Annotated in this window: 16 protein-coding genes; 6 read left to right on the plus strand and 10 right to left on the minus strand. The window is 44.3% G+C overall.

The window, feature by feature from the left end:
• Positions 1-501: 501 nt before the first annotated feature.
• Positions 502-1,710, minus strand: a complete 1,209-nt coding sequence (locus F6K38_RS24310; RefSeq protein WP_008185497.1) for a HetZ-related protein — start codon at positions 1,708-1,710, stop codon at positions 502-504.
• Positions 1,711-2,210: 500 nt separating this feature from the next.
• Complete coding sequence (locus tag F6K38_RS24315) at positions 2,211-2,852, minus strand: L-threonylcarbamoyladenylate synthase (RefSeq protein ID WP_008185499.1); 642 nt, start codon at positions 2,850-2,852, stop codon at positions 2,211-2,213.
• Positions 2,853-3,134: 282 nt separating this feature from the next.
• Here F6K38_RS24315 and larC point away from each other — a divergent pair, with 282 nt between their 5' ends.
• Positions 3,135-4,574 (plus strand): nickel pincer cofactor biosynthesis protein LarC, encoded by a 1,440-nt coding sequence (larC, locus tag F6K38_RS24320; RefSeq protein WP_287311692.1) that lies wholly within the window; start codon positions 3,135-3,137, stop codon positions 4,572-4,574.
• Here larC and F6K38_RS24325 read toward each other — a convergent pair.
• Both F6K38_RS24325 and F6K38_RS24330 read right to left on the minus strand, forming a co-directional pair.
• A complete protein-coding gene (locus F6K38_RS24325; RefSeq protein WP_131827238.1) occupies positions 4,515-4,700 on the minus strand; it encodes a hypothetical protein in 186 nt (61 codons plus the stop codon). The genes larC and F6K38_RS24325 overlap by 60 nt on opposite strands.
• Complete coding sequence (locus F6K38_RS24330) at positions 4,700-5,674, minus strand: M48 family metallopeptidase (RefSeq protein ID WP_008185504.1); 975 nt, start codon at positions 5,672-5,674, stop codon at positions 4,700-4,702. Before F6K38_RS24330 ends, F6K38_RS24325 begins: the two co-directional genes overlap by 1 nt.
• 210 nt (positions 5,675-5,884) lie before the next feature.
• Here F6K38_RS24330 and F6K38_RS24335 point away from each other — a divergent pair, with 210 nt between their 5' ends.
• The 3 genes from F6K38_RS24335 (at position 5,885) to F6K38_RS24345 (ending at position 9,038) form a co-directional block, all read left to right on the plus strand.
• Positions 5,885-6,340, plus strand: coding sequence for a helix-turn-helix domain-containing protein (locus F6K38_RS24335; RefSeq protein WP_008185506.1), 456 nt, complete (start codon positions 5,885-5,887; stop codon positions 6,338-6,340).
• A 97-nt stretch (positions 6,341-6,437) separates the two neighbouring features.
• Positions 6,438-8,180 (plus strand): serine/threonine protein kinase, encoded by a 1,743-nt coding sequence (locus tag F6K38_RS24340; RefSeq protein WP_287250491.1) that lies wholly within the window; start codon positions 6,438-6,440, stop codon positions 8,178-8,180.
• 267 nt (positions 8,181-8,447) lie between these two features.
• The gene (locus tag F6K38_RS24345; protein ID WP_287250494.1) at positions 8,448-9,038 is read left to right on the plus strand and encodes a DUF2808 domain-containing protein; all 591 of its coding nucleotides are present in this window, start codon (positions 8,448-8,450) and stop codon (positions 9,036-9,038) included.
• 297 nt (positions 9,039-9,335) lie between these two features.
• Here F6K38_RS24345 and F6K38_RS24350 read toward each other — a convergent pair whose 3' ends face one another.
• The gene (locus F6K38_RS24350) at positions 9,336-9,482 is read right to left on the minus strand and encodes a hypothetical protein (RefSeq protein ID WP_287250497.1); all 147 of its coding nucleotides are present in this window, start codon (positions 9,480-9,482) and stop codon (positions 9,336-9,338) included.
• 386 nt (positions 9,483-9,868) lie between these two features.
• Between F6K38_RS24350 and F6K38_RS24355 the strand changes: the two genes are divergently transcribed.
• Positions 9,869-10,897 carry an RpnC/YadD family protein gene (locus tag F6K38_RS24355; protein ID WP_287357705.1) on the plus strand — a complete coding sequence of 343 codons (1,029 nt, stop codon included), beginning with the start codon at positions 9,869-9,871 and terminating at the stop codon, positions 10,895-10,897.
• Here the strand turns inward: F6K38_RS24355 and F6K38_RS24360 are convergent.
• From F6K38_RS24360 to F6K38_RS24375, 4 genes are all read right to left on the minus strand, one after another.
• On the minus strand, positions 10,885-11,010 hold the full coding sequence (locus F6K38_RS24360; protein ID WP_287250500.1) for a hypothetical protein: 126 nt from the start codon (positions 11,008-11,010) through the stop codon (positions 10,885-10,887). The genes F6K38_RS24355 and F6K38_RS24360 overlap by 13 nt on opposite strands.
• Before the next feature lie 397 nt (positions 11,011-11,407).
• Positions 11,408-11,578 (minus strand): hypothetical protein, encoded by a 171-nt coding sequence (locus F6K38_RS24365; RefSeq protein ID WP_287357708.1) that lies wholly within the window; start codon positions 11,576-11,578, stop codon positions 11,408-11,410.
• 64 nt (positions 11,579-11,642) lie between these two features.
• Positions 11,643-11,957 carry a clan AA aspartic protease gene (locus F6K38_RS24370; protein ID WP_287250506.1) on the minus strand — a complete coding sequence of 105 codons (315 nt, stop codon included), beginning with the start codon at positions 11,955-11,957 and terminating at the stop codon, positions 11,643-11,645.
• Entirely contained in the window at positions 11,954-12,229 is a 276-nt protein-coding gene (locus tag F6K38_RS24375; protein ID WP_287357711.1) for a hypothetical protein, read from the minus strand. The genes F6K38_RS24370 and F6K38_RS24375 overlap by 4 nt, the downstream gene beginning before the upstream one ends.
• 924 nt (positions 12,230-13,153) lie before the next feature.
• Between F6K38_RS24375 and F6K38_RS24380 the strand changes: the two genes are divergently transcribed.
• Entirely contained in the window at positions 13,154-14,167 is a 1,014-nt protein-coding gene (locus tag F6K38_RS24380) for a clostripain-related cysteine peptidase (RefSeq protein ID WP_287357714.1), read from the plus strand.
• A 574-nt stretch (positions 14,168-14,741) separates the two neighbouring features.
• On the opposite strand, the gene F6K38_RS24385 is transcribed toward F6K38_RS24380, so the two are convergent.
• On the minus strand, positions 14,742-15,500 hold the full coding sequence (locus F6K38_RS24385) for a phosphoadenylyl-sulfate reductase (RefSeq protein ID WP_287295834.1): 759 nt from the start codon (positions 15,498-15,500) through the stop codon (positions 14,742-14,744).
• Positions 15,501-15,825 lie beyond the last annotated feature (325 nt).

A 15,825-nucleotide genomic window follows, 5' to 3' on the forward strand; every position in this document is an offset into this window, starting at 1 on the left:
AAATTGTAGCGATAGGGACAGCTATCAGGCTCAATCGTTTCCCACACTTGCCGGAGAGCTTGTTGATTTTTTGCTGCTATCTTAGGTGAAGCAGACCCTTGAGCAATATTGACTACCATAGATACTTACTGTAATGACTATAGGTTGATTGACCAGATTGGATCTGCAGCCGCGAAATACTTTTAAGGGTCTAGGCCAATGGTTGAATCGCTCTAGGTTAAATCGCTCTAGGTTAAATCGCTCTAGGTTAAATCGCTCTATGCTTCTGACAAGCGTATGAAGCGCCCCGACTTGAGCACGAAAGCTCTCAACTGCCCCTGGTGTACCTAATCCCGAACTCCATTAGCCTAAAACCTAGAATAAAAATAAATAGAAATACGCGGTACGAGTTTTCAATTGTTAACATAACCATAGCAAACTTAATACTTTGTCGGTGTTGGCTTAACTACTTAAGCTTTACCTAACTCTCCTCCTTACTTGGTTGCAGAAGGAGATTTAAGTCTAATTACCATGGCCAATTTCTGAGTTACGAGTCTTCCAAGCTAGTTCCAAAACCTTAGTCCAGCGCTTTTGCACTTGTTTTTGGGTACACTTGAGAGCTTTGGCAATTTCTTTATCACTCTTTTGCGCCTGTTTCAGGGGCAGTAACGCTAGCTGTTGGCTATCGAGTTGGGCCACAAAGATATCCCACTGCTTCGATGACATCCCTAGTTTTTGATCCAGGTCTGCTCCTAGCCATTGGTGTACCAGTTTCCACTGAGCTGAACGAGAGAACTTTTCTACATGGTATTTAAAGCGCTGTTGTAGATAATCCCGCTGACGGGGTGTCAGACCCATGATTTCGTCAATCTCTGGTGCAGCCAGGTCTTGTAGCTTTAGCACTAGATAATCAGCACAGTCATTATGACCGTTAGACTCTAGGTATTTGATCAACTCAGAGATAATGCGATCGCGTAAAACAGCATCGCTGGGGTCAATGGTTTTCTCAATCAGGTTTGAACGTACCTGTTGTGCAGTAGCTGAACGGTTGTGCTCTTGGGCTTCTTCATCCCTACCATACTCCACAGCCTGTTCAATATCCACAGGGGTTTCATTAGGCTGACGTCGGGAAAAGCTTTGTGCTCTGAGTACAATCAACTGCTGGCTACCGCGACCACGTAGGGTAATGCGTCGCTTAGCATATTGCTCACTAAAGCCCATGTACTCTGCTAGTTCTAGCTGGGTACGGGGAGTGTAGTCAGAATCGACAGGATTTTCCCGGCGGAAGGCTTTGAGGCACTCAGCGTAAAAGTCCTGTAAAAAGTCCTCAATCAAATTGTATCGAGCAGAAAAGTTTAACTGAGATTGGGACGGTGCCACATGGCGATAAACCATGGTACTCAGGTTACTATGGAGTTCCACACGACCCTGCCGAGAACCTAGTTTGTAGTATGACAGACATTTGTGCAGTCGATGACGTGCTAGATTCAACTTCCAAGTATCAATTTCACCGGAATTCTGGATGCGATCGCTCTTAGTACAAATCCGTTCTACCTCCAAGGTGATCCGGTGGGCAACCGCTTGAATACTCCTGGATTTAGTTCCAATTTCCGACTGGAGTTCCTCCACTAAGACCTGGGTCAAGTTTTGGTTTTGATTATCTAGAGTAATTTCCGGAGCCTGATTGTTAGTGGCGGAATTTTGATTATTAGTAACCGTTTTAACTTGCATGGTATTGCCCCCAAAAATAGATTCACAGAATTGCCATTAAACAAGCAACAGAGGAAATGTGTGTGAATGTGATCTACAAACCTTGGAGTGGTCCGCTGTCCTTTGTCCTTGTCCACCCTAAATGTAGACTCGTGAGTCTAGCCCTGGTTCGGTGAGTGTGTGACTACTCTAAGCTGACTAGTTGTGACCCCCAGCACTCCTGTAGTTTCCGTAGGATTACATAACGCTGAAATGCTTACTATATATAGCGTTCAATACTTTCAACCATCAAGATGATTCAGGATGACCAAAACCTGAGGAGTGGTCAATCCAGAAACTGACTGAACTAGTGATGACTTTTCCGTAAACGACTAAGGTTTTGTTGTAGTCAAGTAGTGCTTGATGCTCTCATTACCCAACCTGAGCTGACTAGTTAATCACTAGCTAAAGCACTAGCTAAATCCAAGCGATCGCTTCCTCCCAACCTGAGCTGACTAGTTAATCACTAGCTAAAGCACTAGCTAAATCCAAGCGATCGCTTCATCCCATCCCAAACCCTGCCGCACCATCATCGGTTCTGAACTAGTCAGGTCGAGGATAGTTGAGACTTGAAATCCCGGTTCTAAGTCATTGTCCACAATGATGTCTACTAGACCATCGAGAGCATCAAATAGTTTAGCCCGTTCCAATCCCACCGTTGGAGTGTCACCATCCTGATTCGGTAGATGAGCTGAGGTAGAAATAATTGGATGACCTAGAGCTGAAAGCAACGCCTGACAAACGTTATGATCTGGGACTCGGATACCAGTAGTTTTACGATTGGGACTCATCACCAGCTTAGGTACTAACTTGGTTGCTGGTAACAAGAACGTATAGGGTCCCGGAATCAAATGCTTCATAATCCGGTAAGCTGGATCACTTACCCGAGCATATTTAGCAATATTGGACAGAGACGAACACAAAAACGTCAGGGGTTTATCATTGGATAGTTGCTTCAAACGCCTAACTCGTTGCACTGCGGACTTCACATGTACATCACAACCAATGGCATAGACAGTGTCAGTGGGATAGAGCATCACTGCACCATCTTCCAGAGACTCTCTTATTTTCTCTATTCGACGTATTTGAGGTGTTTCCGGATGGATAGTATAAATAGTAGCCATAAATATTGTTGAATTCGTCAATATTGAATTGCTAAAGCCTAGCCTTGGGAAAATTCACCAAGGCCAGACATAGACACGGTTCTGCCAAAGGATTAAAAACTACTCCGACCTAAGTGTGTTGCCAGTTTGGCTTTTTCTGACTCAGATGTCAGTATAGTTAGCAAGATCTGGCCATAATTCCCTGATATAGACCTGTAGGGTTTGTGGGGGATGAATTGCTCCAAATCCTTTTGTCTTAATTAATTTGTTTTAATTAATTTGTCTTAATCAAGAAGATCTAGAATGACAAAGCTAGCTTACTTAGATTGTCCCACTGGAATTGCTGGTGATATGTGCCTAGGAGCACTAGTTTCTGCGGGTGTACCGTGGGAATATTTAGTGGACAAGCTAGCAGGACTCGGAATTGAGCAAGAGTATCACTTAAGACTTAGCCAAGTACACCACAATGGTCAGTTGGCAACCAAAGTTGATGTAGATTTACCAGATCAAAACTATAAGCATGATCACCATCAACAGGAACACGGCCATGAACACCACCATGAACACGGCCATGAACACCATCATCAACACAGGTCAGGCATAACAGAGATCAGTACACCTGAGCAGAATCATAATCATCATCCCACACGACACTTACCAGACATAGAAAAATTAATTACAGCAGGAAAATTACCCTCAAGAGTATCCCAGTGGACTCTTGCTATCTTCCGGAAACTAGCAGAAGCCGAAGGAGCCGTTCATGGTATTTCCCCAGACAAGGTTCACTTCCATGAAGTAGGCGCTACTGATGCCATTATCGATATAGTTGGTACTTGCTTAGGCTTAGATTGGCTAGGAATTGACCAAATCTATTGTTCCCCACTCCCCACTGGTGGCGGTACAGTATGGGCAGCTCATGGTCGGCTACCGGTGCCAGTACCAGCAGTACTGAAATTGTGGGAATCCCGTCAGGTGCCAGTTTACAGTAATGGGATTGAGCGGGAATTAGTAACACCAACAGGAGCAGCGATTGCCGTTACCTTAGCCACTAGCTTTGGTTCACCACCAGCAATGACTATCCAAAAAATAGGTAATGGTGCCGGTTCTCGACAATTACCCATTCCCAATATGTTGCGATTGTGGATTGGTGAGTCCTCAGAAGCTGTTAATGTTGGCAATTTCAAGGTTAAACCGTCAAACTTACCCCCACAAACCCTACACCAGTCACCCCTTTCTGCTAACTCTTCTTCTGCTAACTCTTCCCTAGAAACTATCTCAGTCCTAGAGACTCAAATTGATGACCTCAATCCTCAAGCCATTGGCTATGTATTCCAAGAGTTATTTAACGCTGGTGCTGTGGATGTGTTCACTCAAGCTATTGGCATGAAGAAATCTCGACCCGGTATCCTGCTCAGTGTCATCTGTCATCCTCAAGATCTAGAGGCCTGTCAGGCAGTATTATTCCGAGAAACCACTACCTTAGGAGTGCGACGTCTGACTCAGCAAAGAGCGATCTTACCTCGGGAAATCCAGCAGGTACAGACTAAGTATGGCCAAATTAGTGTGAAAGTGGCTTGGAGCGATCGCTCACCTCACAAAACGATTATGAATGTCCACCCAGAATACCAAGATTGCGCTAAGTTAGCCAAGGAAAATAACTGCTCTTGGTTAGAAGTACATCACTTAGCACTCTCTACTTGGTATTCTCAACATCAAGCAAAGGGAGCAGGGAGTAGGGAGTAGGGAGTAGGGAGTGGGGAATCGGGAGTCGGGAGTCGGGAATCGGGAGTCCGGAGTTGGGAGTCGGGTTTCCAGGTAAGCTGACAGCTGACGGCTGACAGCTGACGGCTGACAGCTGACAGCTGACATTATTTCTTCTTGATGCGATTAATTTCCCGTTGCAATTCCTGGATTTGACGCTGCAACTGTTCCGCTTCATTCACTGAGTTGTTCGATGGTGGATTGGAGTCAACGTCAACTGCTCCCTCTTTGGTAACACGTTGATAATTGCCCTGACGAATTTGGCGATATTCCTCGGAATTTGCCCACTTTCGCAGGTAGTGTATGCGTTCAACTGGAAAGGGATGGCTCAGAAATTGACGATTAATACCACCATTATAGAGTAAAAACTTATAGATTTGATTGAGACTGTCTTGGTCTAGTTCTTGATAATTTTCTGATTGACGGATAAATTCATCAAGACTGCATTCCTGTAGATGCTTAGCACTCCCACCAGACACTTTCATCATCGTTTGCATCACAGTCTTCAGGTCATCTATCACTAGTAAGGCAGCACGGTCAGCGGATAATTCAGCTTTGCGACGCCATTCATAAAAAGCGAAAAGTAAGCCAGTGCTGACGATATTCCCTAAGCCAAAGGTCATTTCACTTAAAATAGAGGCAGCATTCATTGCCCAAATACCCATCTGAATTAAGATGGTGTGACCGCACTTGATATGTCCTAATTCGTGAGCCAGGATAGTACGAATTTCTGCTTCATTGAGTAAGTCTAATAAGCCAGTGTTTACAACGATGTAAGGATTGTCTTGACCTAAAGCATAGCTATTAACCTGAGAGTTTTGACTAACAAATAGGGCTGGTTCGGGATTTACATCTAAATCCCGAACACATTCTCGAAATAAGTGATAAATATTGGCATACTGGCGCGGTCCGACTTTGATACTGTTCCCCATCAGATAGACAAACTGGGGACGCTCGTAAAGAAATTCCACAAACTTACGAGAAACTAAGTCAAAACCAGGGACACTGCGTAACGCTTGCTCTGCTTGTTGGTCAAGGGGGTGTTTGAAGGCTTCGCTGGAAATTCCGGGATAGGTGGCCATAGTAGTCCAGTACTTTAGTGGTCTAGTTCTTTAGGCATTAGGCATTAGACATTAGACATTAGGTACTAGGTATTAAGTACTAAACCCAAAACCCAGAACCTAACACCTAAAACCTAACACCTAAATTTGGCTTGTGTCCTTGCCAATTCTTTGATGATTAGTTATAATACTGATATCGGAATAGTAATCTAAGTGAGAGGAAAATAACAAATGAACAAGTGTGTTGGTACTACTGAAGCAGCATCTCTGTTGGGTATAACTCCTCGACGATTACGGCAACTGCTTGAGTCCGGTAGAGTAAGGGGTGCTTATAAAAGCGGTAAATTCTGGATTATTCCCCTGTTCAACTATTTGCCGCAAATCACCAAGAAGAACCGGGGACCGAAAGGAACTTGGCGTAAAAGTCGTCCTCCGGCTTTAGCCAAAATTAATGTCAATCGTAATCGAATTGGCTCCAATAACCACAAAAGCCCTGAAGAGCGGCTACCAGTGATTTCGGTAAAACGAAGTGGCCACAATAACTATGGCAACCAGGTAGAAATCCTCGGTCCGTGTCGGATTGTGTATCAGCCGGATAACCCTCTTGATTGTGGAGCTCGTCTGTGGATCGAAACCTTCAGTGATATTCACTTTATCGGTGGCAGTTTTCCCGCCAGTGGTGCTTAGGAGAAAGTTAAAGGTCGTTTGATCAAAATTTCAATTAACTAATCAGAAAATTCCTAAGTTCGATAAAATCAAATCACAATGTCTCTTGAGCTGTATTGTGCATCCATTTGTTGCTGAATCAATTCATTGCATTAATCCCAATTGCCCAGCACCCTACCCTCAGCCAAGGGATAACAACTTTTGCAATGGTTGTGGAGCAAAGTTAAAGCTCAAGAATCGCTACTTTCCTCTCCAGCTTTTGGGTTCAGGAGGATTTGCCAACATATACACCGTTTGGGATTTGCAGTCGAAGACAGAAAAGGTGCTGAAGGTTCTGCTGGATACTAAACCGAAGGTATTGCAGCTATTTCAGCAAGAGGCAGATGTTTTGCAAGGTTTGGATCATCCAGGCATTCCCAAAGTTGAGCAAGATAGCTATTTTGTCGTTGATCTAGGTGTTGAGGCACAGCCAGACCTGCACTGTTTGGTTATGGAAAAAATCAACGGTTCAACCTTGGAGCAAATGCTCAGGGATCATCCTCAGGGATGTCCAGAGATATTAGTGCGAGACTGGCTCTACCAGGCAGCAGAAATTTTACAGGTGTTGCACAGTTGTGGAGTGATTCACCGTGACATCAAACCCTCAAATTTAATGCTACGGGAAACCACCGGAGAGCTAGTGGTGATTGATTTTGGGGGAGCTAAACAATTGAGTATGGGTTCTGAGTTTTCTCAGAATGATTCGACTCGGTTGATTACTCCAGGTTACTCTCCACCGGAACAGATAACTGGTGCAGCCATTGGACCGGCTGCTGATTTCTATGCCCTGAGTCGAACCATGATTCATTTACTGACTGGTCAAGAGTTGAAGGATTTACAAGACCCAGTAACTGGTCAATTTCGGTGGCGAGAGCAGGCAGTGGTAAGTCATGACTTGGCGGACTTGCTAGATGAAATGCTCAGCGTAGTACCCCAACAACGACCAACAACTACCATTGAGATTCATCTGCGTCTAGGTATGACTCCTAGCCCTAGTTACCAGCCTATCCCAGCACCAGTCTATTCGTTTCAAGGAAATCAGGTAGCTGCTCTGGGGTTATCTAGCCCTAAACTAACACAATCTGTGACAGGGTTGACTCATTCGATCACATCCCTAAAACATTTCCTATTAGCAGTAGTGATCAGCATCGCACTAGCTTGTCTCGATAGTGTTTGGGAGATGTTCCTCGGAGCTTTTGGGGGAGTTTTTTGTGCAACGGTTGGGTTTATGGTATTGAATTGGACAAGTCTTGGGGAGAAAGTGACAAATTGGCTCTCTGGGGAACTGTCTATGATCTTGCCTTCGCTGCAAATAACAATGTGGCAAGAAATGCTGTTGTTTGCGGCGGCTGGCTTAGGTACAGCTTGGGGGTTGACGGCTGCAGGAGGCTTTGGTCAGCAGCGGCGTTTTTTAGTGGCAGGGATAATGGGTATTTTTGGTTATAGCCTGGGATGGTTGATGTGGCAGGCAACGGTACCTACGGTATTATTGGTTTCTGATCTACCTGACCAGGGGTTGCTGCCATGGATTACTGCGGTTACAGTAATGCTCCTGGTACTAGGATTAGGGCTACCCAGTCATAATCTCGTTCATGCCTTAGTGGTGGCAGCAGGAACTGGTGGCGTATTTGGGGGTCTAGTGTCATCTCATCTATTGCCAGCAGGATTTGTGGTTAATATTTTTTCCTTTTCTAGAACCGGTAAACTGGATTTCTATCAGCCCATGACTTTTTTTGCTATGTTGGCTATATTACAAGGATTTTGGCTAGGGGTGAGTTATTACCTGTTAGTGCCAGTAATGCGTTGGTTTGGCTGGCGTTAAGGGAGTAGGGAGTAGGGAGTAGGGAGTGGGGAGTAGGGAGTGGGGAGTGGTAAAAAATCCTCTGTATCTAATAGGTATGAGCAACGCTATATTCGGTTTTATTATGGTTTTCTAAGGTAGATATCACGTAATTTTAACCGGAGAGTCTTATCCTAAATATTAAATCCGGTAGAGTAGTTATCGTTGAAGGGTATTGGTTGTTATTTAACAATTTTTCGTTAAACAGTCAATTGGTTTAGGGCGCTTTCTTGATTAGAGGTGATTGAGATGACTAATAATATAGCACGTTGGGGATTAACTAAGGCTCGTCTTGTAGGCTCTGGTGCATTTTTATTGGGTATATTGCTACCCACTACTCTTTATGGCTTACCTGCTAAGACGATTGAAATCGGTAATGGTAAGACTGTGTTTAACCGTGCTCCGCGCTTAGTTAGGGCAGCTACGAGCTTTACTAGAGTAAGGGTTCCATCAACGTACCAATTCACCCTCAGATTACCTGAAGATGCTGGAGAGTCTTTGCAAGCTGTAACGATTACCCAGAATAAAACTAATATCGAGAAAGTCAAATTTGATCCGAGAAAGAGTCGTGGGTTTGTGGGCGACACTTTTGCTGGTGGCTCATCCCTGACCTTGGCTAATATTGGCGGTAGTGAATCGTCTAACTCGGATCAAGTAACTGTTGTGTTTGATCCACCGGTTGCTCCTGGTCAAACCATTACAGTTTCGGTTAGAGCTAAGGAAAATCCTGAGTTTAGTGGTTCTTATTTATTTGGAGTCACTGCTTTTTCTACTGGAGAGAATAGCCCTGGTTTATTCTTAGGTAGCCGTAGGTTGTTTTTTGATGAGTTTGGAGACTAACAGGCAAGTGGGTTAGTCCTAGTGTAAGCATTCAGCTATCAGCATTCAGCTATCAGCATTCAGCTATCAGCATTCAGTGGGAAGTTTATGTAGGGTGGGCAGTACATCAGACAGATAAGATCAGCTGGGAAAGCCCGTTAGTAGGCACTGCCCACGATCGGATTAATTACTTGTAGCCAGTGTATTTAGCAAATGATGGCTTGACCGGAATAGCTGATGTTATGTAGGGTGGGCAGTGGATTAGACAGATAAGATCAGCTGGAGGGCGTTGGTACCCACTGCCCACGATCGGATTAATTACTTGTAGCCAGTGTATTTAGCAAATGATAGCTTTACCGGAATAGTAAGAAATGGAGCTGAAGCTTGATCACAAAGAACGACAGTATAGAAAAGCGATCGCATAGCGTGACCATTCGCGTAGCGTGGCCTAAAGGCCAAGGTCAATCGCTTTTCTAATACCAGTCACCTGATCGGAATAGTTAAACACAGGACACTTTAAAAGATGGGGAGTCAGATCAGCAACTGGCTCCCCTTTTTACTGGCTGCATCCCTATTCCATAAAATTACTAAATTGTCGATTTAACTTATTTTATAAATTCTAGAGATTGCTTTCAGCAATTTTAGTATTAATCTCCCCATAATCTGCTCTTTTACTATACAATTTTATACACTGATTACCATGACAGCAACGATATTCATTGTATCTTTGTCGTTAGATGGTTTGTAATCATTCGTTGGCCAAAGGCCACTAGCTGATAGCTGATAGCTGATAGCTGATAGCTGATAGCTAACGATAGTTTTTAGGATTAGTCTAGAATTAAAAGATAGAAATGAACGAACCCATAGCTGACTATGACAATCCTTGGAAAGAAGCATTACAAGCCTATTTTAAGTCATTTTTGCAGTTTTGTTTTCCCCAAGTCCACACTCTGATTGATTGGAATCAGACACCCCAAGCCCTTGATACAGAACTACAGCAGATAGTTGGTGCTGCTGAATCAGGAAAACGAATTGCTGATAAATTATTCCAGGTCTGGCTCTGTGGTGGAAATGAAACTTGGGTATTGATTCATGTAGAGGTACAAAGCCAAAAAGAATCAACTTTTGCTAAGCGAATGTACCAATATCATTACAGAGCATTTGACCTGTACGAAAAACCTGTGATTAGCTTAGCAGTATTGGGAGATGAGAATGCTTCTTGGTCTCCATCGTCCTATGAATATGGCTTGGGAGGTTGTCGCCTGAGTCTAGAATTTCCCATAGTTAAATTACTGAACTATCAGTCAATGTGGCAGGTGTTGGAATCGAGTACTAATCCCTTTGCAGTAGTGGTGATGGCTCATTTGAAGACCAAAGCCACCCATAAACAACCAATGGAGCGCAAGCGATGGAAGTGGTACCTACTTCGGAGACTTTTTGAACAAGGTTATAGTAAAAACGATATAGTGAAGCTGTTCCAGTGTATTGATCAAATGATGGCTTTACCGGAACAGTTAGAACTGGAGCTGAATCAACAACTTGAACGTTATCAGGAGGAAAGACAGATGCCTTTGATTAGTCGAGTCGAAGAAAGGGCAATGAAGAGGGGTCTTCAACAAGGACTTCAACAAGGACTTCAACAAGGACTTCAACAAGGACTTCAACAAGGACTTCAAGAATCTCGGGAAGGCTTTCAAGGGACAGTAGTTAAAATTTTAGAAAAGCGGTTTGAATTGGTATCACCGGAATTGGTGGCAGCGATTAATGCCATAGAAGATATCTCTTTGTTGAAACAGTTGATTGATCACTCTCTTGAGAGTAACTCCCTTGAGGAATTTGAGCAGCTCTTGGCACAACATCAGGTTAGTCAGGACAATTGAAGAGTATGGAAACGGGCAAGATGCCCGTTCCACCAAGATACCCGTTCCACCAAGATGTCCATTCCACCAAGATGCCCGTTCCACCAAGATGCCCGTTTCACCAAGATGTCCATTCCAGCAAGTTGATGTAGGGTGGGCAGTGCACCAAACAGATAAAATCAGCTGCGGCATTGGGTGTTGCTAGGCACTGCCCCCCATTGAATTAATCACTTGCAGCCACTGTATTAATTAAGTGATGGCAAGACCGGAATAGTTAGAAGAGAAGTTTTGACACTCCCACCGCTAAATCGAAGATTATAGCGGGGGATTCTTAAGAGCAGAAAACCCTTAACGGCTGAGCCAAACAGCCTCTAAAACCCTCCGATCAATAAAATCATTGGGGTTACTTTTCAAGGTTTTTGTTGGTTCATCCTTCTAGCAGAGGCTTTGCAGCTTGCGAACAAACCGGTACTCTTTAGAGCACAATAATATATTTATTCTAGCAAAAATTTTCAATGATACGCAACATCTTCAGTCCCCAATTCCCCTCCCGCTAAGTCTTACTGGCAGTGCCAGACGCTGCTTAACACGACTATAACGGGAGTCCCCTTGGGGAAGAATGATGGAAATGCGATCGCGTAGCGTGACCTGCATGTCAATCGCATTTTTGATCGCACTCACCTGATGGGAATAGTTAAACACAGGGAAATGATTATAATGCTTCGATTATGACAGTGCCACCTTCCACAGCTTGAATCCGCAAGTCTTAGCCGTAAAGTAAACTCATTCCGACCAATGGATCAGTTTCAGTTTCATTGACAGGAATGCTTCGGTATTCACCATCCCAGATCACAGTTGCCGCATATACCTCAAAGGTGGCTTCGCTACCATCACCCAAAGTTCCTCGCTCAACTCCAGTCCAAGGCAAATTTAGGGCAATGATGGTTTCGCGGGGCAAGCTTAAGAAACCTGTATAACCAGTATCAATGACAGCGTCAATCAGTCGCCTTTGGGAATTTTCATTACCAACGACTAGCCGAATCGTTGCCTCACAGTTTGTATTTACCAGACCGTACATCATACATGTTGTTTGAGGCTCCGTGCGCCGAAACGGTGAACAGCTCGATGCCCAATCCGAACAATCCAAGGCTGGGCATTTGGGAGTCGCTCAAACAAACCATTTGTAGCACTGAGAATATCATCAGCCAGCTCAAACTGCCCAGTTTCAATGTCAATCGCTACGATTCTGCCATAATTGCCTGGTTCAACCAAAGGGCGTACTTGACTCTGATAGATGTAATCTCCACGCCTAGCAAATTCTTCTTTGCTATAGCGAGGTTGCCGAACTACCATTGGTTTGACCTCTGTTCAAGATTACCGCAGACCATGATTATAGCCTGAACTCAATGGAATAAGAATCCAAAGCACCTTCTCCCGGACCCTGAGTCCACCGTGAATCAGGTTTCCAAGCACCATTTTCTTCTTCCCGGCGGCGAGTGCGGACAGTAAGCTGATTACCTTCAAATGTCAGTAGATTATATTGCCAGGGATAACCGGTTACTAGTTCTTTGGTCGGTGCGCCAAAGGTGCCAGCACAAATTCTATCGAGTTTGCGCCCATCTTGGCTGAGGTCGTAACGGAAAAGACTGGTTTCAGCTTTGTGGATGTGTCCATGCAGGAAGAAGCGGAATCCAGCAACAGCTAGTTGTTCGATGAATCCTTGGTCAGTAATCCTATCGCTTCCAGCACTATTCAGGGGATGGTGCCAAACCGCTATTTTCAGGCAGTTGTCATAGTCTGGGTTACGGCGAATCTCGGTTATGGCATTGCTCAGAGCACCTGAGTGGATGCTAGCACGGTCTTTGAAGTGGTGGTCCAGTTGCCAAGCGGAGTTTAGTCCTAGGATCAGCAGCTTTTGGTCTGGGAGATGGTCGATAATCCCTTGCTGGTGATAGTCCAGGGGATAGGGTTGAGCTTTGATGGCTTGATAGAATTGGCTGAAGTGGGCAAAGCGTTGTTGGTATTTGGCTTCGTCAGCTGTCGCTGATGGCGGTAGCCGAGATATTAGAGCTGATTTGTCAAGTAAATCTTAAGAAGTCTGAAAGCCTTGCTATGATTGTCTTCTGGGTATTAAATAGTTCAATGGTTCTATTTTAGTGCAAGCCTTATCCTACAAGGATTACAGCGAGTTTACGAATCAGCTCTTATCTGTTGGTATTAAGGTTAAGTTATTCTCAAGATAGCTACAAAGCTTGAATTGACATTTCTGTCGTGATCATGAAACGAAGAAAGTTCTGTCGTTATGTTGCGTTAAGTTCAGCTTGCTTTGCTGGAGTCGTAAGTAGGAATTCTTCTTCTGCCGTGGGTTCCCAGTCTTTCCAAACTAAATCACGTCATCAATGGGTGGTCTTGTATTGGATGCCATACGATAACGACCTTGTACGTTTTGGTGAGCCAATCGTTGAAATGTTAACCCGTGGTACGAAAAACTCTGAAATTGCTGTAGTCGTTCAATCAGACTACTGGGGCGAGCCAAAAATGCGTCGTCGTCAGCTTGTTAATGGGATTACCAATGAGATTGATGTAGCAGGGGAAAACAGTAGTGACGTATCAGCTTTTTCAGCGTATCTTGATTGGGCAAATCAAACCTTTGAAGCAGAGTCTTGGGCGGTTATTGTTGTTGGTCACGGTGGAAAAATTAACGAAATTAGTCCTGATGATCACAAGACAACTGGTCAAACCCGGACTTGGATGAGAGTTGACCAGTTTGCCAATGCGGTTAGTAAATTTAACCAAGCTACTAATGGACGAGTTGAGCTACTTTTCTTTCAGAATTGCAACAAAGCTACGCTGGAAGTTGTATACGAAGTCAGGAATTGTGCTCGATATACCCTTGCCTCTCAGCTGACTCTTGGTGCCCCGAATTACTATTACGAGAGCTTTCTCAATCACCTTAAAAAGCCATCGGTTGGTGGACGTGAAGCAGCCATAGCTATCATGGATTCTGAGAGGGCTGATATGTATCACACCCTGACACTGGTAGACAACCAAGCCGTTGAGGGTATTCCAGATAAACTCTCACGGTTACTTCAGCCGATTCTCAACAGCCGTTTGCCAGCAATTAGAGACTCAGAACTCCCAACCTATCACTATTTTGGTGAACAGCATTGTGATGCACTTGTTTTACTTGGTCATCTGTTCAGGAGCAGCAGTCAAAGACAAAATGAGTTTACTGAATTTGCTGATTTTCTGCGTTCATCAGTTATTACCTCCTACAAAACAGGAGGATAATTTTTTGGTGGCCGTCCTCCTAGCAATACCAATTCAAAGGAATTATGTGGTCTAAGTTTATATCTTCCAGAAACTGAACAGGCTACTTCTCGCTACAGTTCACTGGCTTTATATCAAGAAGTTGATTTAGTAAGCTTATACAGATTAATAGTTACCAGTTGATTACTGGGTGAAGTGTATTGGTAACAAGTTAAGGTTGTGTGCAATTTGTCAAAAAAATAGTTACAAAATTGAAGCAGTATGCGATCGCATGATTGTAGAGGCACTATTAAACTAGTATGCGATCGCGTAGCGTGGCCGTAGGCCAATCACATTATTTGTAGACTACTGTAGCAAACTGGCTTGATGCCAGTTCTACCAATTATTTGTAGAGCCACTATCGGAATAGTAAGCTTACACATCTGTGATAGTAGTAGCAAACTGGCTTGATGCCAGTTCTACCCATTATTTGTAGAGGCACTATCGGAATAGTATGCGTACACATCTGTGATAGTAGCAAACTGGCTTGATGCCAGTTCTACCAAGATGCCCGCGTACGCATTCCAATTCCCTACTCCCTACTCCCTGTTCCCTATTAAAGCGAACTAGAATCAAGACTTGCAGCTTCACCAGGAGTTTCAGGCAAGTGTATACCACACTCTTGCTTAAGGCCATGAAAACGGGTATCCCGTTCATCCTGATCATCAAAGGATAAAGGTCGGCTGGAATGCCAATCACCGACGGTTGTATAACCTTCATCAAACATGGGATGATAGGGTAAATCATGAGCGGTGAGATACTTATAGATATCCCTAGAGTGCCAGTTAAGAATTGGCAAAATCTTATACTGCTCTGCCTGCTTGTTAACCCAGCCCATACTCTTGCGGTGGTCAGTCTGTTGCTTGCGCAATCCTGCTAACCATCCCGTTGCCTTCAGTTCCCGCAAAGCGCGCTGCATCGGTTCCACCTTGCGGATCTGGTCGTAGCGGTTGAGGGATTCTACATCCTGCTTTTCCCAGAGTCTGTCATACAACGCTTCCATCCGTGCTGGACTCATGGCAGACTGGTATACTTTTACATTCAACTTGAGCCGTTCGATCAACTCCTCGGCAAATCGATAGGTTTTCACCGGTAGGTAGCCCGTATCTATCCAAATTACCGGTATATCTGGAACGACACTAGTGACCAAGTGCAGCATGACCGCTGACTGGATCCCAAAGCTGCTACTCATCACTAAGCCATCACCAAAGGTTTCAGCTGCCCATTCTACGATTTTGGTAGCGCTAGTGTCAGTCAGTTGCTGATTTACTGCTTCCAAATCCAGCTCAATTGGGTTTGATGTCACCCCGGTCATGGGGTCTAACTGCTGAGATTGGAGCTGGTTTGTTTTCCCATTCCCATCGAGGTGATCAGGGCTTTCGATAGGTGCAGCCTGTTGATTTCCAGAAGCTTGATCAGAAACGATCAGATTCAGTCGCGGCATGGTGGTAGTGTCTTGTTTTTACTCTGGATATATTGTTATGGTAATTTATTTGTGAATAATCTCTTTGGCAAGAGGCAAGAGGCAAGAGGCAAGAGGCAAGAGGCAAAAGGCAAGAGGGAACGCTGATCTGACTCCCGATTCCCGACTCCCTACTCCCGACTCCCGACTCCCGATAATCCTAAGAGTCTTCTTCAGT

It is taken from the genome of Moorena sp. SIO3B2 (genome assembly GCF_010692525.1).
Lineage (GTDB): Bacteria > Cyanobacteriota > Cyanobacteriia > Cyanobacteriales > Coleofasciculaceae > Moorena > Moorena producens.